The 23,892-nt window shown below is 60.1% G+C and carries 19 protein-coding genes and 1 pseudogene; 3 read left to right on the top strand and 17 right to left on the bottom strand.

The annotated features are described in order from the left end of the window. Positions 1-123: 123 nt before the first annotated feature. The 14 genes and pseudogenes from C4J88_RS05895 to C4J88_RS05830 form a co-directional block, all read right to left on the bottom strand. Positions 124-450: a hypothetical protein gene (locus C4J88_RS05895; protein ID WP_124406438.1), complete on the bottom strand. Its 327-nt coding sequence runs from the start codon at positions 448-450 to the stop codon at positions 124-126. Continuing rightward, positions 447-1,352 carry an alpha/beta hydrolase gene (locus tag C4J88_RS05890; protein ID WP_124406437.1) on the bottom strand — a complete coding sequence of 302 codons (906 nt, stop codon included), beginning with the start codon at positions 1,350-1,352 and terminating at the stop codon, positions 447-449. Before C4J88_RS05890 ends, C4J88_RS05895 begins: the two co-directional genes overlap by 4 nt. A 41-nt stretch (positions 1,353-1,393) precedes the next feature. Then, on the bottom strand, positions 1,394-2,671 hold the full coding sequence (locus tag C4J88_RS05885; RefSeq protein ID WP_124361575.1) for a flavohemoglobin expression-modulating QEGLA motif protein: 1,278 nt from the start codon (positions 2,669-2,671) through the stop codon (positions 1,394-1,396). A 35-nt stretch (positions 2,672-2,706) separates the two neighbouring features. Then, entirely contained in the window at positions 2,707-3,423 is a 717-nt protein-coding gene (locus C4J88_RS05880; RefSeq protein WP_124366085.1) for a TetR/AcrR family transcriptional regulator, read from the bottom strand. A gap of 106 nt (positions 3,424-3,529) precedes the next feature. Next, entirely contained in the window at positions 3,530-5,032 is a 1,503-nt protein-coding gene (gene lysS, locus C4J88_RS05875; protein ID WP_124406436.1) for a lysine--tRNA ligase, read from the bottom strand. Positions 5,033-5,128: 96 nt separating this feature from the next. Further along, positions 5,129-6,224, bottom strand: a protein-coding gene (prfB, locus tag C4J88_RS05870) for a peptide chain release factor 2 (RefSeq protein ID WP_100226016.1) whose coding sequence is annotated in 2 segments (ribosomal slippage) — positions 5,129-6,151 and positions 6,153-6,224 — 1,095 coding nt in all. Because the reading frame shifts where the segments join, the coding sequence is not laid out codon by codon here. A 240-nt stretch (positions 6,225-6,464) separates the two neighbouring features. Further along, the gene (locus C4J88_RS05865) at positions 6,465-7,466 is read right to left on the bottom strand and encodes a PleD family two-component system response regulator (RefSeq protein WP_124366083.1); all 1,002 of its coding nucleotides are present in this window, start codon (positions 7,464-7,466) and stop codon (positions 6,465-6,467) included. Between the two features lie 52 nt (positions 7,467-7,518). Continuing rightward, positions 7,519-8,529 carry a chemotaxis response regulator protein-glutamate methylesterase gene (locus tag C4J88_RS05860; RefSeq protein ID WP_124406435.1) on the bottom strand — a complete coding sequence of 337 codons (1,011 nt, stop codon included), beginning with the start codon at positions 8,527-8,529 and terminating at the stop codon, positions 7,519-7,521. Further along, positions 8,526-10,792, bottom strand: a pseudogene (locus C4J88_RS05855) (hybrid sensor histidine kinase/response regulator). Before C4J88_RS05855 ends, C4J88_RS05860 begins: the two are co-directional and overlap by 4 nt. Continuing rightward, entirely contained in the window at positions 10,789-11,490 is a 702-nt protein-coding gene (locus C4J88_RS05850) for a chemotaxis protein CheW (RefSeq protein WP_124406434.1), read from the bottom strand. The pseudogene C4J88_RS05855 and the gene C4J88_RS05850 overlap by 4 nt, the downstream one beginning before the upstream one ends. Beyond that, positions 11,487-12,746: a protein-glutamate O-methyltransferase CheR gene (locus tag C4J88_RS05845; protein WP_124406433.1), complete on the bottom strand. Its 1,260-nt coding sequence runs from the start codon at positions 12,744-12,746 to the stop codon at positions 11,487-11,489. Before C4J88_RS05845 ends, C4J88_RS05850 begins: the two co-directional genes overlap by 4 nt. Continuing rightward, the gene (locus tag C4J88_RS05840) at positions 12,743-13,255 is read right to left on the bottom strand and encodes a chemotaxis protein CheW (RefSeq protein WP_124361567.1); all 513 of its coding nucleotides are present in this window, start codon (positions 13,253-13,255) and stop codon (positions 12,743-12,745) included. Before C4J88_RS05840 ends, C4J88_RS05845 begins: the two co-directional genes overlap by 4 nt. Next, positions 13,255-14,877 carry a methyl-accepting chemotaxis protein gene (locus tag C4J88_RS05835; protein WP_124366077.1) on the bottom strand — a complete coding sequence of 541 codons (1,623 nt, stop codon included), beginning with the start codon at positions 14,875-14,877 and terminating at the stop codon, positions 13,255-13,257. Before C4J88_RS05835 ends, C4J88_RS05840 begins: the two co-directional genes overlap by 1 nt. Before the next feature lie 189 nt (positions 14,878-15,066). Beyond that, positions 15,067-15,774, bottom strand: a complete 708-nt coding sequence (locus tag C4J88_RS05830) for a tellurite resistance TerB family protein (protein WP_124406432.1) — start codon at positions 15,772-15,774, stop codon at positions 15,067-15,069. Between the two features lie 302 nt (positions 15,775-16,076). On the opposite strand from C4J88_RS05830, the gene C4J88_RS05825 reads away from it, so the two are divergent. Next, positions 16,077-17,702, top strand: coding sequence for a glucan biosynthesis protein D (locus C4J88_RS05825; protein WP_124366076.1), 1,626 nt, complete (start codon positions 16,077-16,079; stop codon positions 17,700-17,702). A 151-nt stretch (positions 17,703-17,853) separates the two neighbouring features. On the opposite strand, the gene C4J88_RS05820 is transcribed toward C4J88_RS05825, so the two are convergent. From C4J88_RS05820 to C4J88_RS05810, 3 genes are all read right to left on the bottom strand, one after another. Then, entirely contained in the window at positions 17,854-18,039 is a 186-nt protein-coding gene (locus C4J88_RS05820; RefSeq protein ID WP_124366075.1) for a hypothetical protein, read from the bottom strand. 221 nt (positions 18,040-18,260) lie between these two features. Next, positions 18,261-19,367 carry an NADH:flavin oxidoreductase/NADH oxidase gene (locus C4J88_RS05815; RefSeq protein WP_124366074.1) on the bottom strand — a complete coding sequence of 369 codons (1,107 nt, stop codon included), beginning with the start codon at positions 19,365-19,367 and terminating at the stop codon, positions 18,261-18,263. A gap of 150 nt (positions 19,368-19,517) precedes the next feature. Beyond that, positions 19,518-21,419, bottom strand: a complete 1,902-nt coding sequence (locus C4J88_RS05810) for a potassium transporter Kup (RefSeq protein WP_124361561.1) — start codon at positions 21,417-21,419, stop codon at positions 19,518-19,520. 624 nt (positions 21,420-22,043) lie between these two features. Here C4J88_RS05810 and C4J88_RS05805 point away from each other — a divergent pair. Together C4J88_RS05805 and C4J88_RS05800 are read left to right on the top strand one after the other, a co-directional pair. Then, the gene (locus C4J88_RS05805; RefSeq protein ID WP_124406431.1) at positions 22,044-23,210 is read left to right on the top strand and encodes an ATP/GTP-binding protein; all 1,167 of its coding nucleotides are present in this window, start codon (positions 22,044-22,046) and stop codon (positions 23,208-23,210) included. Further along, complete coding sequence (locus C4J88_RS05800; RefSeq protein WP_124406430.1) at positions 23,207-23,698, top strand: hypothetical protein; 492 nt, start codon at positions 23,207-23,209, stop codon at positions 23,696-23,698. The genes C4J88_RS05805 and C4J88_RS05800 overlap by 4 nt, the downstream gene beginning before the upstream one ends. The last annotated feature ends 194 nt before the right edge of the window (positions 23,699-23,892 follow it).

The following is a 23,892-nucleotide window of genomic DNA, read 5'->3' as shown; positions in this document are numbered from 1 at the left end:
CCAATCAGTCCATATCTGTGGTGGGAGCGTCAGGATGGTTCCGCCCAGCGGGGCGGACTGACAGGTGACAAATCCATAATCTGTAGAGATAACGGCACTTTCCCACGGCGGGGAAGCCGGCTGTCACCGCTGCAGTTGTGGGGTTTCCTGCCCCATGCAACGCACTGCCTGCTTCTTGTTATTCACCAGCACGCCACTCAAGCCTTTCTGGTCGGTGTCGAACATCACCAATACGCCATCAATGCACTGCGCCACTTGAGCGGCAGGGGTCAACGAGATTTTGTAGTCCTCACCCGGCACGGTCTTGAGCATCGTGAAATCGCTGAGCAACAGCGCATCCTCCGGCTTGGCGAAGTGCAGGTAGCCGTAGTACCACAGGCAACCGACAGTAACGATGATGGTGCCGATGCCAGTGAGAATCAGCGGGATCATGTTGCGCTCTTCACTCATTGCGGGCTCTCTGATGGGTCAGCTTCAGGTAGGGGATAATTCGGGATTTCGCCGAGACGCCGCAGGCCGTTGAAGTGCAGCGGGTCATCCAGGTAACGCAGCATCACGGTTTGCCAGGTCTTGTCGGCAAATGTCTGCACATGCCCACCTCGCGTCAGTTGCAACACCCTGGGCGCCGGTGCCGCCTGGTACAGGCGGATACCGTTGGCCAAGGGCACGATCGGATCATCCAGGCTGTGAAACAGCAGCTTGGGCACGCCAGTCAGTTGGGGCATGGCGTTGATCGCGCTGTCGGTGTCGGGCACCAGCCAGGACAGAGGGACCTGCAACGGCCATGTTAACCAGGACGTGCTCAGGGCAAATTGTCCCACGTCACGATAACTGGCGGGCACGCCATCCAATACCAGGGCCTTGAGCCGGGACTGGCGCTCGGGGTGGGCCGCCAGATAATGCACGGCCAACGCACCGCCCAGGCTCTGCCCAAGGACGATCAGCGGCTGGCCGCGGACTTCGGGCGCCTGATCGAGCCAACTGAACGCGGCGTCCACATCCTGATAAATCGCCGGCAATGACGGCTTGCCTTCGGAGAGCCCATAGCCGCGATAGTCGAGCAGCAGCACTTGGTAGCCCTGTTCCGGCAACCACCAACTCCCGCCCAGGTGCCAGGCCAGGTTGCCGCCATTGCCGTGCAGGTGCAGCACTGTGCCTCTGAGTGGCACGCCGGGCTTGGCGGGTAGCCACCAGGCGTGCAGTTTTACGCCGTCGGCGGTGGTGAGGGTGACGTCGCGGTACGCAAGGTGGGCTTTTTGCGGCGTGAACGGCAGGCCGGGCTCCGGGTAGAACAGCAGGGAGCTGCAGCCGTTCAAGGTGAGTAGCAGGCAAAGAATGCCGAGGATTCTCATCCGTTGAAGCCTCGTGGGTGAGTTGAAAATAGCCAGCATCCTTACAGGATATTGGAGTAGTCCGCCTCGATGCGGTCCAGGCTCAAATGGTTGAGGAAGTTGGAGAAGCACATCCACGCCGCCAGTGCGTTCATGTCGCGGAACTGTTCGGGCAGGTATTTGGGCGGCACTACCAGGCCTTCATCGACCAGTTGGCGCAAAGTGCGCATATCTTCAAGGGTGGTCTTACCGCAGAACAACAACGGCACTTGCTCCAACTTGCCCTTGCGCACGGCCAGCTGGATGTAGTTGTAGACCATGATAAAGCCCTTGAGGTAGGACAGATCCTTGGTAAACGGCAAGCCAGTGGGCACCGAGCCACGGAACACGCGACTGGCGTTGCCGTAGCTTTCAGCCATTTCAAAGCCTTGCTCGCGGAAGAATTCGAACACCTGCAGGAAGTCAGCGCCCTCCTCCACCATATGAATGGCGCGGGTGCGGTTGGTCAGTTTGCGCAGCCGGCTGGGGTAGGAAGCGAACGTGATGATCTCCATCAGGATCGCCAGGCCTTCCTGGGTCACGGTGGATGAAGGTGGGCCCTTGGACAGGAACGTGCAGATCGGCTGGTTCTGGCCGTTGAGGGTGGTGCCCACATGCACCAGGCCTTCGTGCACTTCCAGGGCGCGCACGTCACGGTCGTTGAACATCGCGTCGGCGCGGATCTTGATGTAGTCGGCGCCCGCCGCCGCGTCGGCGACGATGCCATCGGATTCGAACACGCGGATGGTTTCTTCGGCCTCGCCGAACACTTTGTTCAAGCGCGTTTGCAGCAAGGCGACGGCGTCCTTGGCGGTCAAGGTCTTGGCTTCGTCCTTGAGGTCGCCACGGCCGTCGATATTGTTCAGATAGTCCGAGAGCATCAGGCCCAGATCGGCCAGGGTCGGGTCACCGGCGTGGAAGGCGTCGGACGCGGCGCCGTAGAGTTCCTGGGAAATCAGGCCGAAATCCTCGGTGCCACGGGCTTCGAGCATACGCACGACCATGCGGTACTCCCGGCACATACGGCGCATGATCTGCCCTACCGGGCTGAATTGGCCAAGGCGGCGGGTGATGTCGCGCTCGATGTTCTGGAATTCCAGCTTGACCGCACTGGAGTCGAACGACAACGGGCGGTTCAGGTAGTAATCGCGATCCACGGCGGGCATGGCCTTGCCCTTGGCCTTGAGAAAGCCCTGGCGAATATTCTCGTCCCACTTCACGGCGTCGAGGACGCGGATCGGCGTTTGCGCCAGCACAATGCGATCGGACAAGGTGCGTATCGTCTGCTGGTAATCGTCCACCCGGTGCTTCCTCTTTAAACGTGGCCTTGCTGGTATCAGACCGAAGCCAATACCAGGTGCATGTAACGCTTGAGTATCTCCAGCATCTCGTCACCGGTCAGAGGCTCTGCGCCGCCCAACAGGCCCTGATATTCCATCCGACTGATAATCGCCGTCAACACCTTGGCATCCTGTTGCGGCTCGCGGGAGCCCAATACCTGGAAAAACTGCCCGGTGCCCTGCAACAGGATCTGCTGGTGGGAGCGTACCAGTTCGGCCAGGCGCGGATTCAACAAGGCTTCCTGGCGGAAGGCCTGCTCGGCCATCAGGTATTCACGGCGGTTGGCCAGTTGGCGCTGCACGTAGTCGGCGGTCAGCCGCGCAATGTCATCGGCCAGCTGCGAGCGCGATGCCGGGCTGCCATCGCCATACGCGACCATCTCGCGCAGCAGGCCTTCGTTGCGCACCCACAGTTTGCCCATGAAGGCAGCGCTGCGCTCGACGTATTGGGCAAAGGTGTCGGTGAGCAGGTCATCGATGTCTTTGAAATAGTAGGTGGTCGCCGACAACGGTACGCCGGCCTCCGCCGCCACCGCCCGGTGGCGCACGGCACGGACCCCCTCGCGGACCACGATGCGCATGGCCGCATCGAGAATGTCTTGCCGACGTTGTTCACTGCCCCGGCGGCTGGCCTTGCGGCCTTGGTACTGGACGCTTTCAGCCACGGCAGCGGCAATGCCGGCGGCGCCTTCTTGAGCCATTACGCGGTTCACCACACACATCCTTGAATAGAACAAAACCTGGCGCTGTTTGCTTGACGCGAGTACACGCCACATAAAAAAGCCGCCTTATAAAAGGCGGCTTCGGATTTCGCTACGGTTACGCTTGTGGCCGCATGTGCGGGAACAAGATCACATCGCGGATCGACGGCGAGTTGGTCAACAGCATCACCAGGCGGTCGATGCCGATACCTTCACCGGCGGTTGGCGGCATGCCGTATTCCAGCGCACGTACGAAGTCGGCGTCGTAGTGCATGGCTTCGTCGTCGCCGGCGTCCTTGTCGGCCACCTGGGCCATGAAGCGCTCGGCCTGGTCTTCCGCGTCGTTCAGCTCGGAATAGGCGTTGGCGATTTCGCGGCCACCGATGAACAGCTCGAAACGGTCGGTGACGCTCGGGTTGTCATCGTTGCGACGGGCCAGCGGCGACACTTCGAACGGGTACTGGGTAATGAAGTGCGGCTGTTCCAGCTTGTGCTCCACCAGCTCTTCGAAAATCATCACCTGCAGTTTGCCCAGGCCTTCGAAGCCCAGCACCTTGGCGCCGGCTTTCTTGGCGATGGCACGGGCCTTGTCGATGTCGTTCAGATCATCGGCGGTCAGCTCAGGGTTGTACTTGAGGATCGAGTCGAACACCGACAGGCGCACGAACGGCTCGCCGAAGTGGAAGACCTTGTCGCCGTACGGCACGTCGGTACTGCCCAGCACCAGCTGCGCCAGCTCGCGGAACAGTTCTTCGGTGAGGTCCATGTTGTCTTCGTAGTCGGCGTAGGCCTGGTAGAACTCCAACATGGTGAATTCAGGGTTGTGCCGGGTCGAGACGCCTTCGTTACGGAAGTTGCGGTTGATTTCGAAGACTTTCTCGAAACCGCCGACCACCAGGCGCTTGAGGTACAGCTCCGGCGCGATGCGCAGGAACATTGGCAGGTCCAGCGCATTGTGGTGGGTTTCGAACGGCTTGGCTGCGGCACCACCGGGGATGGTCTGCAGCATCGGCGTTTCCACTTCGAGGAAGTCACGCTGCATCAGGAAGCTGCGGATGTGGGCGATGACTTGCGAACGCACGCGGAAGGTCTGGCGCACGTCTTCGTTGACGATCAGGTCAACGTAGCGCTGGCGGTAGCGCTGCTCGGTGTCGGTCAGGCCGTGGTGCTTGTCCGGCAGCGGGCGCAGCGACTTGGTCAGCAGGCGGACGCTGGTCATTTCGATGTACAGGTCGCCCTTGCCGGAACGGGCCAGGGTGCCTTCGGCGGCGATGATGTCGCCCATGTCCCAGGTTTTCACCGAGGCCAGGGTTTCTTCGGAAAGGGTCTTGCGGTTGACGTAGACCTGGATACGCCCGGTCATGTCCTGGATCACCATGAACGAGCCACGGTTGAGCATGATGCGACCCGCCACCTTGACCGGGATCGCCGCTTCTGCCAGCTCTTCCTTGGTCTTGTCCGCGTACTGCTTCTGCAACGCATCGCAGTAGTTTTCGCGGCGGAAGTCGTTGGGGAAGGCGTTACCCTTGGCGCGCTCGGCAGCAAGCTTTTCCTTGCGCAGGGCGATCAGGGAGTTTTCTTCCTGTTGCAGGGCTTGCGGGTCGAGTTGTTGGTCGCTCATGTCTTTTGAAATTCCATCACAGATACGTTTTCCCCAGCCTTCGGCTGGGGATCGCGAGGCAAGGACTAGGCGTCCCCCCCACTCCTACAGGGTTCTTTAGAGGCCCGATTTCAGGCTGGCTTCCAGGTATTCGTCGATATCGCCGTCGAGCACCTTGTCGCAGTCGCTGCGTTCGATGTTAGTGCGCAAATCCTTGATCCGCGACGCATCGAGCACATAGGAGCGGATCTGGTGACCCCAACCGATGTCCGACTTGGTGTCTTCCAGTGCTTGAGAAGCGGCGTTGCGCTTCTGCATTTCCTGCTCGTACAACTTGGCCCGCAACATTTTCATGGCGGTGTCCTTGTTCGCGTGCTGGGAACGCTCGTTCTGGCAACTGACCACGGTGTTGGTCGGTACGTGGGTGATGCGGACGGCCGAGTCGGTGGTGTTTACGTGCTGGCCACCGGCACCGGAGGAGCGGTAGGTGTCGATACGCAGGTCGGCCGGGTTGATCTCGATTTCCACCTTGTCATCGATCTCTGGCGAGACGAAAACAGCGGAGAACGAGGTATGGCGACGGTTGCCGGAGTCGAACGGGCTCTTGCGCACCAGGCGGTGCACGCCGATCTCGGTACGCAGCCAGCCAAAGGCGTATTCACCCTTGATGTGCACGGTGGCGCCCTTGATGCCCGCCACTTCACCGGCCGACAGTTCCATGATGGTCGCGTCGAAACCGCGCTTGTCGGCCCAGCGCAGGTACATGCGCAGCAGGATGTTGGCCCAGTCCTGGGCCTCGGTGCCGCCGGAACCGGCCTGGATGTCCAGGTAGGCGTTGTTCGGGTCCATTTCGTGGCTGAACATGCGGCGGAATTCAAGCTTGGCGAGGTTTTCCTCGAGACGGGCCAGCTCGGCGACGACATCGCCCACTGCGCCTTCGTCATCTTCTTCGACGGCCATGTCCAGCAAGTCGCGGCAGTCGGCCAGGCCGGTGTTCAGTTCGTCGAGCGTGTCGACGATCTGCGCCAGCGCAGCGCGCTCGCGGCCCAGTTCCTGGGCATATTCAGGTTTGTTCCAGACACTCGGATCTTCAAGCTCGCGATTGACTTCGGTCAGGCGCTCATGCTTTTGATCGTAGTCAAAGATACCCCCGAATAGTTTCGGAGCGCTCGGACAGGTCCTTGATGGTGTTCAGGATCGGGTTGATTTCCATGGCGGGCAGCACTCGTTGGCGAACTTTTGAAAGCCGGCGAGTATAACGGCAAACACCCGGAAACGGCAGCCCGCCTGGCCGAAAAGGCACGAATTGGTACACAATCCCAAGGCCAATGAAGATCTAAATGTGGGAGGGGGCTTGCCCCCGATGGCAGTCTGGCAGTCAGTTTATCCTGAGCTGACACACCGCCATCGGGAGCAAACCCCCTCCCACATTTGGCTTTGAGCCGGCCTTGAGTTACTCGATGCCGACCTGATTGCGCCCATTGTGCTTTGCCATATACAACCCCTTGTCCGCCGCCATGATCAACTGGCGGCAATCGGTGCCCTGAACGGGTGTCAACGTCGACAGGCCAATGCTGATGGTCAGGCTCGCGCCCTCAGCCGGTGCGATATGCGGGATGTTCAGCGCGGCCACCGCCATGCGCAGTTTTTCCGCGACCAGCCGCGCACCGCCCGGTGAGGTGTTGGGCAGCACCAGGGCGAATTCTTCACCGCCGTAGCGCGCCGGCAGGTCCGAGGGGCGGCTGCTGGCTTCGCGGATGGTGGCGGCGACTTTGCGCAGGGCTTCGTCGCCTTCGACGTGACCGAAGCTATCGTTGAAGGTCTTGAAGAAGTCCACGTCGATCATCAACAAGGAGAGCTGGGTCTGGTCGCGCATGGCACGGCGCCATTCCAGTTCCAGGTATTCGTCGAAGTGACGGCGATTGGACAGCCCGGTCAGGCCATCGGAATTCATCAGCCGTTGCAGCACCAGGTTGGTGTCCAGCAACTGTTGCTGGCTGACCCGCAGCGCGCGGTAAGCCGCGTCCCGCTGCAACAGGGTCATGTAGGAGCGCGAGTGATAACGGATGCGCGCCACCAGTTCGATATTGTCCGGCAGCTTGACCAGGTAATCGTTGGCGCCGGCCGCAAACGCTGCGCTCTTGATAAGCGGGTCCTCTTTGGTGGAGAGCACAATGATCGGGATATTCGCCGTGGCCGGGTGATTGCGGTATTCGCGCACCAGGGTCAGGCCGTCGAGGCCGGGCATGACCAAGTCTTGCAGAATCACCGTCGGCTTGATGCGAATCGCCTGGGAGATCGCCTGGTGCGGGTCGGCGCAAAAGTGGAAGTCGATGTTTTCTTCATGGGCCAGGCCGCGCCGCACGGCTTCGCCGATCATGGCCTGGTCGTCGACCAGCAGCACCATGGCGGCGTTTTCGTCGGTCTTGAAGCCGTCGAGTTGTAAATCAATCATGTGCAGTCACCTGAATTACTGCCTGCAAACCAGCACAGCGGGAGATGTTCTATCATTTTGCAAAGACCTCCAGCAGTCGCGGCGCAATTCTGTCCAGTGGGCGAATTTCAACAGCGGCGTCAATCGCCGCTGCCGCTTTGGGCATGCCATACACCGCCGAACTGTTCTGGTCCTGGGCGATGGTCAAATAGCCTTGTTCTCGCATCAACTTGAGGCCCTGGGCCCCGTCGCGCCCCATGCCGGTCAGCAGTACGCCGACGGCGTCACCGTTCCAATGGCTGGCGACACTTTCAAAAAACACATCGATGGAAGGCCGGTAAATTTCGTTCACCGGCTCTGCGGTATAGGCTAGCGTGCCATTTTTCAACAAGCGAATATGGTGGTTGGTACCGGCCAGCAAGACCACCCCGCTTTGGGGCGGCTCCCCTTCACGGGCCAGGCGCACCGGCAGGCCGGACGCACTGCTCAGCCACTCAGCCATGCCAGCGGCGAACACCTGGTCCACATGCTGCACCAGTACGATCGCGGCAGAAAAGTCACGCGGCAACCCCTTGAGCAGCACTTCCAGGGCCGCCGGGCCACCCGCCGACGAACCAATGGCCACCAGGCTTTGGCGCTTGCCGGTGCTGCGCTGCGGCGCGGTTTCAGCGCGCACGCGGCTGCCGCGCTGGCCGATCAGCCAGCCAATATTGAGGATCTTGCGCAACAACGGCGCCGCCGCATCCTTGGGGTTGCCCACCCCCAGCGCTGGCGTGTCCACCACATCCAACGCGCCGTGGCCCATGGCTTCAAAGACCCGGCTGACATTGGCCTGGCGGTCCACGGTGACGATCACGATCGGGCATGGCGTGTCGGCCATGATCTGGCGGGTCGCTTCCACGCCGTCCATCACCGGCATGATCAAGTCCATCAGGATCAGATCCGGGATCACCTCAGCGCAACGCTGCACCGCTTCCAGGCCATTGCTGGCGACCCATACCACTTCATGGGCAGGCTCGAAACTCAAGGCGCGACGCAACGCCTCGACGGCCAACGGCATGTCATTGACGATTGCAATCCTCATGCCCGGGCGCCTCCAATCAATTCAACCACGGCGTCGAGCAGGGCGTCGTCGTGGAAGCTGGCTTTGGCTAAATAATAGTCGGCGCCGGCGTCGAGGCCACGGCGTCGGTCTTCTTCGCGGTCCTTGTAGGAAACCACCATCACCGGCAACGATTGCAGGCGACTGTCACGGCGCAAGAGTGTGACCAATTCAATACCGTCCATGCGTGGCATATCAATATCTGTGATAAGCAGGTCGAAATCCTCGGAGCGCAATGCGTTCCAGCCATCCATGCCATCGACCGCAACGGCCACTTCATAACCGCGATTGAGTAATAACTTGCGTTGCAGCTCACGCACAGTCAGCGAGTCGTCCACCACCAGCACGCGCTTGCGCGGCGCTTCGGTGGCCTGCTGGCTGCGCCTTGCGATGCGCTCCAGGCGGCCGGTGTTGAGCAACTTGTCCACCGAACGCAGCATGTCTTCCACGTCGACGATCAAGGCCACCGAGCCATCGTCGAGCAACGCGCCTGCGGAAATATCCTGGACCTTGCCCAGGCGAGCATCCAGCGGCAACACCACCAGGGTGCGCTCGCCGATGAAACGTTCCACGGCAATCCCATACACGGCATCGCGCTCGCGGATCACCACCACTTTCAAGGTTTCCGAAGGGGTCTGCCCCGGTGGACGCTGCAACAGCTGAGTGGCGGCGACCAGGCCGACATGCCGGCCCTCGTGCCAGAAATGCTGGCGACCTTCCAGTTGCACAATGTCCTCGGGGCCAGGTCGCACATGCGTTCGATGTGCGCCAGCGGGAAGGCATACGCCTCTTCGCCGACTTCCACCACCAGGCTGCGCACCACCGACAAGGTCAACGGCACCTCCAGATGAAAACGGCTGCCCTGCCCTGCCGCCTGCTCCAGCACCACCGCGCCGCGCAATTGACGCACCATATGCTGCACCGCATCCAGGCCCACGCCGCGACCGGAGACTTCGGTGACCTTGTCGCGCAAGCTGAACCCCGGCAGGAACAGGAACGTCAGCAGTTCCTCCTCGCTCAGGCGCAGCGCGGTTTCCACGGGGGACAGGTGCCGGTCGACAATGGTGCCGCGCAGGCGCTCAAGGTCGACGCCGTTACCGTCATCGCTCAACTCCAGCACCAGCAGCCCGGCTTGATGTGACGCGCGCAGGCGAATCAAGCCTTCCGCCGGCTTGCCCGCCAGCAGCCGCTGCTCGGGCATTTCGATGCCGTGATCGACAGCATTGCGCAATAAATGCGTCAGGGGCGCCTCAAGCTTTTCCAGCACGTCGCGGTCGACCTGGGTTTTTTCCCCTTCGATCTCGAGGCGCACTTGCTTGCCCAGGCTGCGACCGAGGTCGCGCACCATGCGCGCCTGCCCGGCCAGCACATCGGCAAACGGGCGCATGCGACAGGCCAGTGCGGTGTCGTAGAGCACCTGGGCCCGCTGGCCGGCCTGCCAGGCGTACTCGTCCAGTTCGGCATTTTTTTCCGCCAGCAGCGCCTGGGCTTCGCTCAACAAGCGGCGGGTATCGGCCAGGGCTTCCTGGGCCTCGAGGTTCAAATCGACGACCTTGAGGTGACCGTCCAGGACATCCAGGGCCCGCAGGCTGTTGCTTTGAATGCGTTTGAGGCGCTGCAGGCTGGCCAGGTAAGGCTTGAGTCGCTGGGTTTCCACCAGCGACTTGCTGGACAGGTCCAGCAGGCTGTTCAAGCGCTCGGCCGTGACCCGCAGCACGCGCTCGCCGCCTTCGGTCATAGGTTTGCTCTGACGCGGCGGCTCGCTCAGTACGGCAGGCGCAAGTTCCGGTTCCGGCGCTTCGATCACCGGCGCGGCAGCCGGCTCGGGTTTCGGCGCGACCAGGGCGCTGGATTGCGACGGGTCCAGCAAGCGCTCCATCAGCGCCACATAGGCTGCAATATCCGCAGGCCCGACGTCATTGCCCGGGGTGGCGATGCGCATCAGTAAATCCGTGCCCTGCAGCAACGCGTCGATATGTTCGGGCTGCAGGTACAAGCGGCCTTCCTGTGCGCTGACCAGGCAATCCTCCATGACATGGGCCACGCTGACGCCAGCCTCCACGCCGACAATCCGCGCCGCGCCCTTGAGCGAATGCGCGGCGCGCATGCAGGCCTCGAGCTGGTCGGCCTGGGTTGGGTTGCGCTCCAGGGCCAGCAGGCCTGCGCTGAGCACTTGGGTTTGCGCATCGGCTTCCAGGCTGAACAATTCCAACAGCGAAGCGTCGCGCATCTGGTCGGGGGTCATGCGAGGCTCCGGGTCACGGCGGACAGCAATTGGGCTTCGTCCAGCCAGCGCAGGCTGCGACCTTTCCACTGCACGACACCCTGAGTGAAGCGCGCGCTGGCCTGGGTGCCGGAGGCCGATGCGGCGTTCAAGGTGCGCTCATCGATGGAGTGGATGCCATCCACTTCATCCACCGGCACGACCACCGGGCCATCCTGCGCGGCAATAATCAACATGCGCGGCATGATGCGCCCGCCGGTGGCGCCGGTGCTGCTGCTGTCCAGGCCGAGCAATTCCACCAGCGACAAGCAGGCCACCAATGCCCCGCGCACGTTAGCCACGCCCAGCAAGGCCCGGGAACGCTGGTGAGGCAACGAGTGGATCGGTTGCAACGGCGCCACTTCCACCAGGCAACGGGTGGCAATGCCCAGCCATTCTTCGCCGAGGCGGAACATCAGCAAGGAGCGGGTGACCACCTGGTGGTCGAGCTCGCCAGCCGCCTGCGCAGGCCGGTCGTCCTGCTGCAGCGCATAGCGGTCGAGCAGGCGCGTGGCGGCGGCGGAATACACCGAGCAGTTGCGGCAATGGATGTGTTCTGCCAGCAAGGGGCAGGATTTGTCGCCATGAATGCCGATGCGGTTCCAGCAGTCATCAATGGCTTGGGTGTCGGCCAGGGTCAGGTCCAGGCCTGCGGTGCCGAGCGCGTCAGGGCTACTCATCGTTTGGACTCACTGTCTGCTCGCTCGCTACGCGCGGCGCGCGCCTGCAAACGGCGCGCCCCCGCACTGTCGCCCTGGGACTCGAGCAACGCGGCCAGGTGCATCAAGGCCTGCGGATGCTGCGGTTCCAGGTACAAGGCTTTGCGGTAATAACTCTGCGCCTCCACGGCGCTGCCGGCGACATCGCTGAGCAGGCCCAGCCAGTAGAACACGGCGGCGGCCGGCGGATGGCTGTTCAAATAACGTTCGCAGGCAGCACGGGCCTCGGCACTTTTGCCTTGATTGGCGAAGGTGGCGATCTGGTTGAGCATCTCGCCTGCCTCCGGGGGCGGCGCTTTGACCGGTGCCGCCTGGGTGCCGGCCGTGCTGAACGGGCGCGGCTTGAGCGCGATCGGCGCCGGACTGCGCTGCGACGTGGGCGCCGGCATCGGTACAAACACCGGGGCGGGTGCGACCGGTTCCACATGCCGACTGAACGCAAAGGACTGCGGCACGCCAATCGAGCGCATGCCATGGCGCCCCAGCAGGGCACCTTCGGCCGGGCCGATAAACAGCACGCCGTCCACGTGGGTCAGCTCCTTGAGCACATCGAAGACTTGCTTCTGGGTCGACTGGTCGAAGTAGATCAGCAGGTTGCGACAGAACACAAAGTCGTAGGTGGGCTCGTTGGCCAGCAGGGCCGGGTCGAGCAAGTTGCCGACTTGCAGGCGTACTTGTTCGCGAACCCGGTCGGCAATGCGATAGGCACCGCCGTCTTCAGTGAAGTGACGGTCGCGAAACTCAAGGTCGCCGCCGCGAAACGAGTTCTTGCCGTACACGCCGCGGCGCGCACGCTCCACCGACAGCGGGCTGACGTCCATGCCCTGGACTTTGAATTGGTGCGGTGCCAGGCCCGCGTCGAGCAGGGCCATGGCGATCGAATAGGGTTCTTCGCCGGTGGAACATGGCAGGCTGAGAATGCGCAACGCGCGCATCTGCTTGATTTCGGCCAACCGTGCGTGCGCCAGGCGAGCCAAGGTGGCAAAGGACTCGGGGTAGCGGAAAAACCAGGTTTCGGGGACGATCACCGCTTCGATCAGCGCCTGCTGCTCATCATGGGAGCTGTGCAGGAGCTGCCAGTACGCTTCTGCCGTTTGCGCCTGGGACAACTGGCAACGCTGGCGCACCGCGCGCTCGATGATCGCCTCGCCCACCGAGGCAACATCCAGGCCGATGCGTTCTTTAAGGAAGGCCCAGAAGCGCGGGTCACTGCTCATAGGCTCAACTCGCTGGAAAACAGCAAGGCGCGCACGTCATCGGTCAACAGCTCGGCGACGCCAATCCATTGCATCAAGCCCAGCGCATCTTCGCGCACCGGCCCCAGATAAGGCGCCTGGCGGTTATCCAGGCCATAGGGCTGGAATTCGGCGGGGTCGCAACGCAAGGTGTCGGTAGCCTGCTCCAGAATCAGCCCCAGCCAACGCGCTTCGCTCCAGGGCTGTGGCTGATAATTGACCAGCACCAGCCGCGTGCTGGTACGCGCTTGGGCCGCAACGCCGAACGTCAAGGCGCTCAGGTCGATGACCGGCACCAGCGCGCCGCGATGGGCAAAGATGCCCGCCACCCACACCGGTGCATGGGCGATGGGTTTGAGCGGCAGGCGCGGCAGCACCTCGACCACCTCCGTCGCCTTGAGGGCAAAGCGTTCACTGCCGATGTGGAACACCAGGAACAACGCCTTTTTCGCTGCCGGGACGGCGCCGCGTTTAGCCGCGAGGTCGCTCATCAGACTTTGAAACGCGACACGCCGCTGCGCAGACCGACCGCAACCTGGCTCAGTTCATCGATGGCAAAACTGGCCTGGCGCAGGGACTCGACGGTCTGGCTGCTGGCATCGCCCAGTTGCACCAGCGCGTGGTTGATCTGCTCGGCGCCGGTGGCCTGGGCCTGCATGCCTTCATTGACCATCAGCACCCGCGGCGCGAGGGCCTGCACCTGATGGATGATTTGCGACAATTGCTCACCCACCTGTTGCACTTCGAACATGCCTCGGCGCACCTCTTCGGAGAACTTGTCCATGCCCATCACGCCGGCCGACACCGCCGACTGGATCTCACGCACCATCTGCTCGATGTCGTACGTCGCAACGGCGGTCTGGTCGGCGAGGCGGCGCACTTCGGTGGCGACCACCGCAAAACCGCGCCCGTACTCACCGGCTTTCTCGGCCTCGATGGCGGCGTTGAGGGACAGCAGGTTGGTCTGGTCCGCCACTTTGACGATGGTCACTACCACTTGGTTGATGTTGCCGGCCTTTTCATTGAGGATCGCCAGCTTGGCATTGACCAGGTCGGCGGCGCCCATCACCGAGTGCATGGTTTCTTCCATGCGCGCCAGGCCCTGCTGGCCGGAACCGGCGGCGACCGAGGCCTGGTCGGCAGCGGTGGACACTTCGATCATGGTGCGCACCAGGTCCTTGGAGGTCGCGGCGATTTCACGGGAGGTGGCGCCGATTTCAGTGGTGGTGGCGGCGGTTTCAGTGGCGGTCGCCTGCTGCTGCTTGGAGGTAGCGGCGATCTCGGTCACCGAGGTCGTGACCTGCACCGACGAGCGCTGTGCCTGGGAAACCAGAGCGGTCAGTTCGGTCATCATGTCGTTGAAGCCGGTTTCAACCACGTTGAACTCGTCCTTGCGCTCCAGGTTCAGGCGCTTGCTCAGGTCGCCGGTGCGCATGGTTTCGAGGATATCGACGATGCGCTGCATCGGCGCCATGATTGCGCGCATCAGCAGCAGGCCACACAGCGCGGCGGCAAGAATCGCCAGCAGCAGCGAGACGCCCATGCTGATTTTCGCGGCCTCGACGGCACTGTCGATGGCGTCGGTGGCGCCGTCGGCGACCTGTTTATTCGCGAGGATGATGTCATTGAGTTTCATGCGGCCGGCGACCCAGGCGGGCGTCAGTTGTTCGTTGAACAGCTTGAGTGCCTCGGCGGCGTTGTTGTTCTGCTGCGCCTCGAGCACCTTGGCGAGGGTCTGGTTGTAGCTCTGATGCAGCTTTTCGAAGGCATCGAACTCGTTGCGGTCCTGAGTGGAGCTGATGGTTTTCGTGTAATCGGCCATGTACTTTTCAAGGCGCGTTTCGAAAGACTTGTAGCCTTGCTTTTCGACCTCGGAAACGCCCTGGTTCTTGTGGATCCCCACCAACTCCTGGGTTTGCAGGTAGCTGTCGACCCAGGCGCTGCGAATCATCGAGCTTAAAAACACGCCAGGCACGGCGTCGTCCCGGACCAGGGTTTCGCTGGATTCGATTTTCAGCAGCCGCGAATACGAGAGCACGACCATCAGCAGCATGATCGCGATGATTACCGCAAAGCTCGCCAAAATCCGTTGGCGCAGGGTCCAGTTCTTCACAGTAATTCCTCGCAGGGCCATTCAAATGGAGGGGAGTATAGCTGAGCGCGGGCGTCTACTAATCAATGGTTTTAGGGGGTTTAGCAACAGTGCCAGTACTGGGCTGCGCCATTGCGGCAACTCAGCCAGACTCGATTTAATGTGGGAGAGGCTTGCTCTCTCCACACTTGAATGGATGCACGGCGCTGCTTATGTGTTGAGGCGTACCTGTTTCTCCAGCTCTGCCTTCAACCCCGGCTCAAGTTTCAGCTGGCGTGCCAGTTCGTCCAGGTAGGCCTTCTCCATGAAGTTTTCCTCGTCCACCAGCATCACGCTGGCGATGTACATTTCGGCGGCCATTTCCGGGGTGCTGGCGGCGCGGGCGACGTCGGCCGGGTCGAGGGGTTTGTTCAGCTCCGCGTGCAGCCAGGTTTGCAGCTCGTGGTCGTTGTCGAGTTTGGTGAACTCGCCTTCGATCAACGCGCGTTCACGCTCATCCACGTGGCCGTCGGCCTTGGCGGCGGCAACCAGCGCCTTGAGAATGCCCTGACTGTGCTGTTCGACCTGGGCCGGCGGCAGGCGGTCGATGGTCTGCGGCTCACCCTGGGGCGCGCTGGCCTGCTGCGCCTGCCAATTGCCATAGGCTTTGTAGGCGATGACCCCCAAGGCGGCCAGGCCTCCGTAGGTCAGGGCCTTGCCGCCGAATTTGCGGGCCTTTTTGTTGCCCAGCAGCAAGCCCATGGCGCCGGCCGCCAGTGCGCCACCGCCGGCGCCACCGAGCAAACTGCCGAGCCCGCCGCCGCCAAGCAGCCCACCGAGGGCGCCTTTGTCGGCTGATGGGCGCTGGCCGCCAGCCTTGTTCTGCAACATGTCCTGACCAGACTTGAGCAACTGATCGAGCAATCCACGGGTATTCATGCGTAGCCTCCAGACACTTGGGTTCGTAGGACCAATAGGCCCCCAGCGTAAAACTAAGTGCCAAAAAGCCCCGATCTAGAGTGCTTCCAGATGTAACGCTCACCCTGATATCAGAAATGTCTTGTTGCACAGCGGCGCCATCATCCCGCCATCAATGATTTTTCCTTCACCATCGAACCGCTTAAGCTATCCGGCGTCTGTTTATTGTCCGTTGCGTTTGGCCGAAGGCATGTCCGAACCGTTATTTCTGATCCGTTACGTGCCAGGAACGGCGCGGGATTCGCTCACGACAGGTTGTCTCTATGCACCGCAGGAATTTGCTCAAAGCGTCCATGGCCATTGCGGCCTACACCGGTTTGTCGGCCAGTGGCCTGTTGGCCGCGCAGGCCTGGGCCGGCAACCGTGCCGCCGATGGCAAGGCCGTTGCATTCGATTTTGAAACGCTCAAAGCCCAGGCCAAGCAGCTCGCTGGCAGCGCGTATAAAGATACTCGGCAGGTGCTGCCGCCCACCTTGGCGACCATGACGCCACAGAATTTCAACGCCATCGGCTATGACGCCAACCATTCGTTGTGGAAGGAACTGAAGGGGCAGCTGGACGTGCAGTTTTTCCACGTCGGCATGGGTTTCAAGACGCCGGTGCGCATGCACAGCGTCGACCCCAACACCCGCGAGGCCCGCGAAGTGCATTTCCGCCCTTCGCTGTTCAACTATGAAAAAACCACGGTCGACACTAAACAACTGACCGGGGATCTGGGCTTCTCCGGCTTCAAACTGTTCAAGGCGCCGGAACTGGACCGGCATGATGTGCTGTCGTTCCTCGGTGCCAGCTACTTCCGTGCAGTGGACTCCACCGGCCAGTACGGCCTGTCGGCGCGCGGCCTGGCCATTGACACCTACGCGAAAAAACGTGAGGAATTCCCTGACTTCACGCAGTTCTGGTTCGAAACCCCGGACAAGAACGCCACCCGCTTCGTGGTCTACGCCCTGCTCGATTCGCCCAGCGCTACCGGCGCCTACCGCTTCGATATCGACTGCCAGGCCAATCAAGTAGTGATGGCCATCGACGCGCATATCAACGCGCGCACCGCCATCGAACAGCTGGGGATTGCGCCAATGACCAGCATGTTCAGTTGCGGCACGCATGAGCGGCGGATGTGCGACACCATCCACCCACAAATTCACGACTCGGACCGACTGGCCATGTGGCGCGGCAACGGCGAGTGGATCTGCCGCCCGCTGAACAACCCGGCCAAGCTGCAATTCAACGCATTCGCCGACACTAATCCCAAAGGTTTTGGCCTGGTCCAAACCGACCACGAATTCGCCAGTTACCAGGACACGGTGGACTGGTACAGCAAGCGCCCCAGCCTGTGGGTGGAACCCACCACCGCTTGGGGTGAGGGCTCGATCGACCTGTTGGAAATCCCGACCACCGGCGAAACCCTCGATAACATCGTGGCCTTCTGGACCCCGAAAAAGCCGGTGGCGGCCGGTGATTCGCTCAACTACGGCTACAAGCTCTACTGGAGCGCCCTGCCGCCGGTGAGCACACCGCTGGCCCAGGTCGACGCGACCCGTTCAGGTATGGGTGGGTTCACCGAAGGTTGGGCCCCGGGCGAGCATTACCCTGAGGTGTGGGCACGCCGCTTTGCCGTGGACTTCAAGGGCGGCGGCCTGGACCGTTTGCCACCCGGCACGGGCATCGAGCCGGTGGTCACCTGCTCCCACGGCGAGGTGAAAGACTTCAGCGTGCTGGTGCTCGATAACATCAAGGGCTATCGCATTCTGTTCGACTGGTACCCCACCAGTGACAGCGTGGAGCCGGTAGAGCTGCGCTTGTTTATCCGCACCCAGGACCGCACCTTGAGCGAAACCTGGCTGTATCAGTACTTCCCGCCCGCGCCGGACAAGCGCAAATACACCTGAACCATCTGTGGCGAGGGAGCTTGCTCCCGCTGGGCCGCGAAGCGGCCCCAAACGATGGGACTGCTGCGCAGTCCAGCGGGAGCAAGCTCCCTCGCCACAGGTACCGTGTTCGCCTTGCCTGAAGGGCGTCGTGGCGAGCCCGTTTCGTCATTCAGAACCGCGACACGGTTTTCATCGCCCCGATCAGATAGCGCATCGCTACCTGGTCGCTCTCGGTCAGGGCGCGATAATGCGCCAGCAATTCAACTTCATCCGAACTCAAACTGCGGCCACGCAAGGACATCCTGCGGGTCAGAAAAGATAACACCCCACCCGCTACACCATAGGACTTGGCCATGGACTACTTCTCCTGATATCGATCCAATACTCCTGCCTTAAGCTTAGAAAGAATCCAGTTACGTGTGGGATTTTTTTAGAGTATTAACTTAAATAATTAGACCGGTAATAAATATCTACAGTCGATTCCCATGCATTCGTCGCTTAAATCCGCCTTCTTCATATAGGCGGGCAAAAAAAACCCACCGGATCAGGGTGGGCTCTGTAGGCATACGCTAAGGATCAATCCCTGAGATCGGACTCATGAATCGGCTGGTCGCGGTGCGTCGCCCGCTGATATTGCGCCGGCCAGATCGCCTTGCGCCCGCCCAGGTCATCGTCGGCATGCAGCGGCCAGTACGGATCGCGCAACAATTCACGGGCGAGGAAGATGAGGTCGGCCTGGCAGGTGCGCAGGATGTGTTCGGCCTGGGCCGGTTCGGTGATCATGCCGACCGTGCCGGTAGCGATGCCCGACTCTTTGCGCACGCGCTCGGCAAAGCGCGTCTGGTAGCCGGGACCGGTGGGGATTTCGGCGTTGGCGGCGGTGCCGCCGGAGGACACGTCGATCAAGTCCACGCCCAGGTCTTTCAGCCGGCGCGCCAGTTCGACGGTTTCATCGGGGTTCCAGCCGTCCTCCACCCAGTCGGTGGCCGACACGCGCACGAACAGCGGCAAGTCCTGGGGCCACACGTCGCGCACCGCGCGGGTGACCTCCAGGACCAGGCGGATGCGGTTTTCGAACGAGCCGCCGTACTGGTCCTGACGCTGGTTGCTGATGGGCGACAGGAACTGATGCAGCAGGTAACCGTGGGCGGCATGGATCTCTACCACTTCGAAACCGGCAGTCAAGGCACGCTTGGCGGCGGCGACAAAATCGGCGATCACCTGCTGGATCTGCCCTTCGTCCAGCGGCGTGGGTTGGGTGTGCTGGGGGTCGAATGCGATGGGCGATGGGCCGACCGGCACCCAGCCACCGTCTGCTGGCTTGACGCTGCCATGCTTGCCGATCCAGGGCCGATACGTGCTGGCCTTGCGCCCGGCGTGCGCCAGCTGAATACCGGCCACCGCGCCTTGGGCCGCAATGAAGCGCGTAATGCGTTGCAAGGGTTCGATCTGTTCGTCTTTCCAGAGGCCCAGGTCCTGGGCGGTGATGCGGCCATCGGCGGTCACGGCGGTGGCTTCGGTAAAAATCAGCCCGGCGCCACCGACGGCGCGGCTGCCCAGGTGCACCAGATGCCAGTCGTTGGCCAGGCCATCCTCACTTGAGTACTGGCACATCGGTGAGACCGCGATGCGGTTCAACAGGGTGAGTTGACGCAGGGTGTAGGGTTCGAGCAGCTGACTCATGGCGCACCTCTTCGGGTTCTGTGGGCAAGCTCCAAGGCTCTCTTTCATGGTGCTTAGAGCCTAGTCGACAACGACGGATCGCACAGGGTTCAGAGGTAAACGGTTCAGAAGTAAACCGGGAGCCATTGCCGGCTCCCGCAGGGCAGCGCCTTACATTTCGACCTGGGTGCCCAGTTCGATCACCCGGTTGACCGGGAGTTTGAAGAAGCGCAGGTTGCCGTTGGCATTCTTCAGCATGAACGCGAATAACGCTTCGCGCCAACGCGCCATGCCCTTGATGCGCGAGGCGATCACGGTTTCACGGCTGAGGAAGTAGGTGGTGCGCATCGGGCTGAAATCCAGTTCATCCAGATGGCACAGCTTCAGCGCCTCGGGCACGTCCGGCTCATCGGTAAAGCCGAAGTGCAGGATCACCCGGAAGAACCCTTCGCCATAGGCGTCTACTTCGAAACGCCGCGTCGCAGGCACACGCGGGATGTCTTCGTAGACCACGGTCAGCAGCACCACCTGCTCGTGCAGCACCTGGTTATGCAGCAGGTTGTGCAACAGCGCGTGGGGCACGGCGTCAGGCCGCGCCGTGAGGAACACTGCCGTGCCCTGCACGCGATGGGGCGGCTGCACGCGGATACTGCTGATGAATATCGGCAGCGGCAGGCCGCCTTCGTCGAGGCGCTCGACGAGCAATTGCTTGCCGCGCTTCCAGGTGGTCATCAGCACGAACAGCACGATCCCGGCCAATACCGGGAAGGCACCGCCCTGGATGATCTTCGGCACGTTGGCGGCAAAGTACAGCCCGTCCACCAACAGGCAGCAGAGCAACACCGGCACCGCCAGCACCGGCGGCCATTTCCACAGCAGCAGCATCACCGCAGACACCAGGATCGTGGTCATCAGCATGGTGCCGGTCACCGCTACGCCATAGGCCGACGCCAACGCACCGGAAGACTCGAAGCCCAGCACCAACAGGATCACGCCGACCATCAGCGACCAGTTCACCGCGCCGATATAGATCTGGCCCTGTTCGGCGCTGGAGGTATGTTGAATGTGCATGCGCGGGATATAGCCCAACTGGATCGCCTGGCGCGTCAACGAGAACGCACCGGAAATCACCGCCTGGGAGGCAATCACCGTGGCCAGGGTCGACAGCACCACCAGCGGGACCAGCGCCCAGCTCGGCGCCAGCAGGTAGAACGGGTTGCGGGCCGCTTCCGGATCGCCCAGCAGCATGGCGCCCTGGCCGAAATAGTTGAGCACCAGCGCCGGCAACACCAGGATGAACCAGGCGCGGGCGATGGGTTTGCGGCCGAAGTGGCCCATGTCGGCATACAGCGCTTCCGCCCCGGTCAGGGCCAGCACCACCGCGCCGAGGATGGCCACGCCAATTCCGGGGTGCGCCTCGAAGAAGCGCACGGCCCACATCGGGTTCATGGCGCTGAGCACCTCAGGGTGCAGGGTGATGCCATACACGCCGAGGCCGCCAAGCACCAGGAACCAGGTCACCATCACCGGGCCGAACAGCTTGCCGATGCGGTCTGTGCCGTGTTTCTGGATCAGGAACAGCGCCACCAGTACCACCAGCGCGATAGGGACTACCCACCGTTCCAGGCCATCGAAAGCCAGTTCCAGGCCCTCGACGGCCGACAACACCGAAATCGCCGGGGTGATCATGCTGTCGCCGTAGAAAAGCGCTGCGCCGCACAAGCCGCACACCACCAGGAAGCTGCGCAACTTCCTGCGCTCCCCTGCCGCCCGGCGTGCCAGGGCGGTCAGTGCCATGATGCCGCCTTCGCCCTGGTTATCGGCGCGCAGCACAAACAGCATGTACTTGATCGACACGACCCAGATCAGCGACCAGAAGATCAGCGCCAGGATCCCCAATACGCCGTCATGGTTGACCTGCACTCCATAACCGCCGTTGAACACCTCTTTAAGGGTGTAGAGCGGGCTGGTGCCGATATCGCCGTACACCACCCCTACCGCTGCCACCAGCATGCCAATCGGCTTGGCGTTTGAATGCTCGGCACCCGCTGCCTGACTACTTGCCTGACCCATCAACCACTCCTGCCCTTTGACCTGAGGTCTTTTATAAACAACGTGCCCAAACGGCCCCTAGCATGCGCTGTTTTACTTCACGTAACAGACGTTTTGTTGACCTTAGGATTTTACCTACGCGCAACGGCGCGAAGCATAGCGCAGCACTCGTCGCATTTCCCTGCATAAAGCTGGTCAAGTGCGTGGCCCGCCACTAGAATTGCGCACTTTTTGATCAGAGGCGTCACAAACGCCCGTGTACCGCCGTGTCGTGCCCGACTGGCGGCGTCATTCAATACCGAGGTTAGACATGTCCACCACCATCGCAAAAGCCAACCCCAAGGTCGGTTTTGTATCCCTGGGTTGGCCTTACGATTGCCAATCTATACAAATGTGATCTTCGTTTTGAGGGTGCTTTATCGCTTACTTTGGACCCTCTCAATCCGCCTGAGCATTGCATCTGCGGTCCATATGACAACTTCCTGCCTCGCCGCTTGTCGGACAGACTTTCTGAACGGTCACCCTCCCATATGGGCACGCCCATCAAATAAGCCTCGCAAATGCACATATCTCTGGCGCTCGCAACCTATTTACCTTATCCTCGACTCGCGTCATTTTTGACGGGTTACTCGATTAAGGGCAGGTATGATACTTTCATTTGGGGCTAAAAATTATTTCTCTTTTAAGGACGGATTTGAGGTCTCGCTCGAACTCAACTCTAAGGTCCCTAAAGCAATTTCAAAATCAAAAAAAACTTCAACCATACTTGGCATAAAAGGAGGGAATGCTTCAGGGAAAACCAATATTTTAAAATGCTTGCAATTTCTAGCATTCGTTACTTCACGTTCGTTCAGAGCAAATCCCGAAGACCCTTTGCCTGTGGCAAGTTTTTTTGACAATTTAAAGCCCATTGATTTTTATATAAATTTTGTCGAAAAAAATATTAAGTACACTTACGAATTGACGCTAACACCTACAAAAATTCTTCGCGAGGCTATCTCCAAAAAAATCGCACGGACTATTCCGCTGATAGAAAGAAAAGAAAACGAGATCGTTAGCAACGTTTCAGAGTTAAACTCGGCCAAGATTATTTCGCTAAGATCGAATGCATCTATGATCGACACCATTATGCATTACAAGCTAGACAACATTGGAGAAGACATTACAAATGTGTACAACTTCTTCAGAAATTTTAGAGGTAATGTAACGGGTCTAGGCCCTATGCATGACACTGAAATTTATGACCACGACAAAATTTGTGAGTTCTACCATAGAAACCCAGAAGCATTAGAGTTCGCGAAACGCATAATTAAGAACTCCGACCTTGGAATAACTGACATTGTGATCCATGAGGGAGTTAAGGAAAATGGCGACCCCCGATATTTTCCGATATTCCATCACGAACGAAATGACGGAATCGATGAAGAAAGATGGCTAACGTACTGGGAAGAGTCGGATGGGACAACCGCCCTTTTCCGTAGATTATCCCAATATTTTCGAGTCCTTGAAGATGGAGGTGTCTTGATCATGGATGAATTTGATACCAACTATCACCCTGCTCTTCTACCCCAGATTTTGAATCTATTCTTAGATAAACACACCAACCCTAAAGACGCTCAGTTTATATTTACTTCTCATAACTTGGAGATCATGGACTATCTCGGCAAATACCGAACTTATTTAGTAGCGAAAGAGTTCAGCGAAAGTTATTGCTATCGTCTAGACGAAATCCCAGGAGAAATAATTAGAAATGACCGTCCAATTTCCGGGCTTTACAGGGACGGTAAGCTTGGCGGGGTTCCAAAAATATGAAAAAATTTTCCAACCCGCTGAAGAAAAAATTTATAGGCCAGTATCCAGACACTCTAATAAGTACAAGTGACATCAATAACAGGTGCAAATTTAATTTATCTTTTTTCGACAACACTCAAGAGCACGGTTCCGACTTTTCCGCTCTCACCATTGAAACTCTGAGTTCGATCCAAGCGAAGATTGTTAATTATACGACTCAGCCACTGAACTACTGGCGCAATAAGCGGTGCGGCTCGCAGGGCCTGAAAATATACGAGGACTACCCCGGCTTTCCTAAAAAGACCAACTTTACATTTCCTAAATTTGTTCCAAATGATGCGCACTGGGGCCGCTTCAGAATTGACAACCTTGGTAGACTTGTCGGCTTCACAATTCCTGGAGATGCGAAAAACAAAGAAGAAAAGGGTGAAGCCCCATACGACCTTAATACTTTTTATTTAGTTTTCATCGATTTAGGGCACAACTTTTATCTCACAGAAAAGAAGTGAGCTGTAGGAGAAATACATACGGTTTTTTGGCACAGGTCCTAAACGGGCCTGCACGCCATCGCTGACCCCAGTTTACGATAATCAAGCATACCAAAAAGCTAATTTTCCTGGTTCGCACACCCTTACCGTTTTTTTTCAACGACGTTTGCGGCATTTCTTAAGAGGTTTTGTTGTGCGAGTTAATGCAATTTTCA

Source organism: Pseudomonas sp. R4-39-08 (genome assembly GCF_003852275.1).
GTDB lineage: Bacteria > Pseudomonadota > Gammaproteobacteria > Pseudomonadales > Pseudomonadaceae > Aquipseudomonas.
The sequence above is the reverse complement of the archived record's forward strand: the minus strand, read 5'-3'. Positions and strand labels throughout refer to the sequence as shown.

Bases quoted from the DNA above. Each gene is read 5' to 3' on its own strand.
- C4J88_RS05850 (WP_124406434.1), bottom strand. From the start codon at position 11,490: ATGAGTAGCCCTGACGCGCTCGGCACCGCAGGCCTGGACCTGACCCTG.
- C4J88_RS05895 (WP_124406438.1), bottom strand. From the start codon at position 450: ATGAGTGAAGAGCGCAACATGATCCCGCTGATTCTCACTGGCATCGGC.
- C4J88_RS05890 (WP_124406437.1), bottom strand. From the start codon at position 1,352: ATGAGAATCCTCGGCATTCTTTGCCTGCTACTCACCTTGAACGGCTGC.
- C4J88_RS05865 (WP_124366083.1), bottom strand. From the start codon at position 7,466: ATGATTGATTTACAACTCGACGGCTTCAAGACCGACGAAAACGCCGCC.
- C4J88_RS05800 (WP_124406430.1), top strand. From the start codon at position 23,207: ATGAAAAAATTTTCCAACCCGCTGAAGAAAAAATTTATAGGCCAGTAT.
- C4J88_RS05830 (WP_124406432.1), bottom strand. From the start codon at position 15,774: ATGAATACCCGTGGATTGCTCGATCAGTTGCTCAAGTCTGGTCAGGAC.
- C4J88_RS05825 (WP_124366076.1), top strand. From the start codon at position 16,077: ATGCACCGCAGGAATTTGCTCAAAGCGTCCATGGCCATTGCGGCCTAC.
- C4J88_RS05820 (WP_124366075.1), bottom strand. From the start codon at position 18,039: ATGGCCAAGTCCTATGGTGTAGCGGGTGGGGTGTTATCTTTTCTGACC.
- C4J88_RS05860 (WP_124406435.1), bottom strand. From the start codon at position 8,529: ATGAGGATTGCAATCGTCAATGACATGCCGTTGGCCGTCGAGGCGTTG.
- lysS (WP_124406436.1), bottom strand. From the start codon at position 5,032: ATGAGCGACCAACAACTCGACCCGCAAGCCCTGCAACAGGAAGAAAAC.
- C4J88_RS05845 (WP_124406433.1), bottom strand. From the start codon at position 12,746: ATGAGCAGTGACCCGCGCTTCTGGGCCTTCCTTAAAGAACGCATCGGC.
- C4J88_RS05840 (WP_124361567.1), bottom strand. From the start codon at position 13,255: ATGAGCGACCTCGCGGCTAAACGCGGCGCCGTCCCGGCAGCGAAAAAG.
- C4J88_RS05810 (WP_124361561.1), bottom strand. From the start codon at position 21,419: ATGGGTCAGGCAAGTAGTCAGGCAGCGGGTGCCGAGCATTCAAACGCC.
- C4J88_RS05805 (WP_124406431.1), top strand. From the start codon at position 22,044: ATGATACTTTCATTTGGGGCTAAAAATTATTTCTCTTTTAAGGACGGA.
- C4J88_RS05815 (WP_124366074.1), bottom strand. From the start codon at position 19,367: ATGAGTCAGCTGCTCGAACCCTACACCCTGCGTCAACTCACCCTGTTG.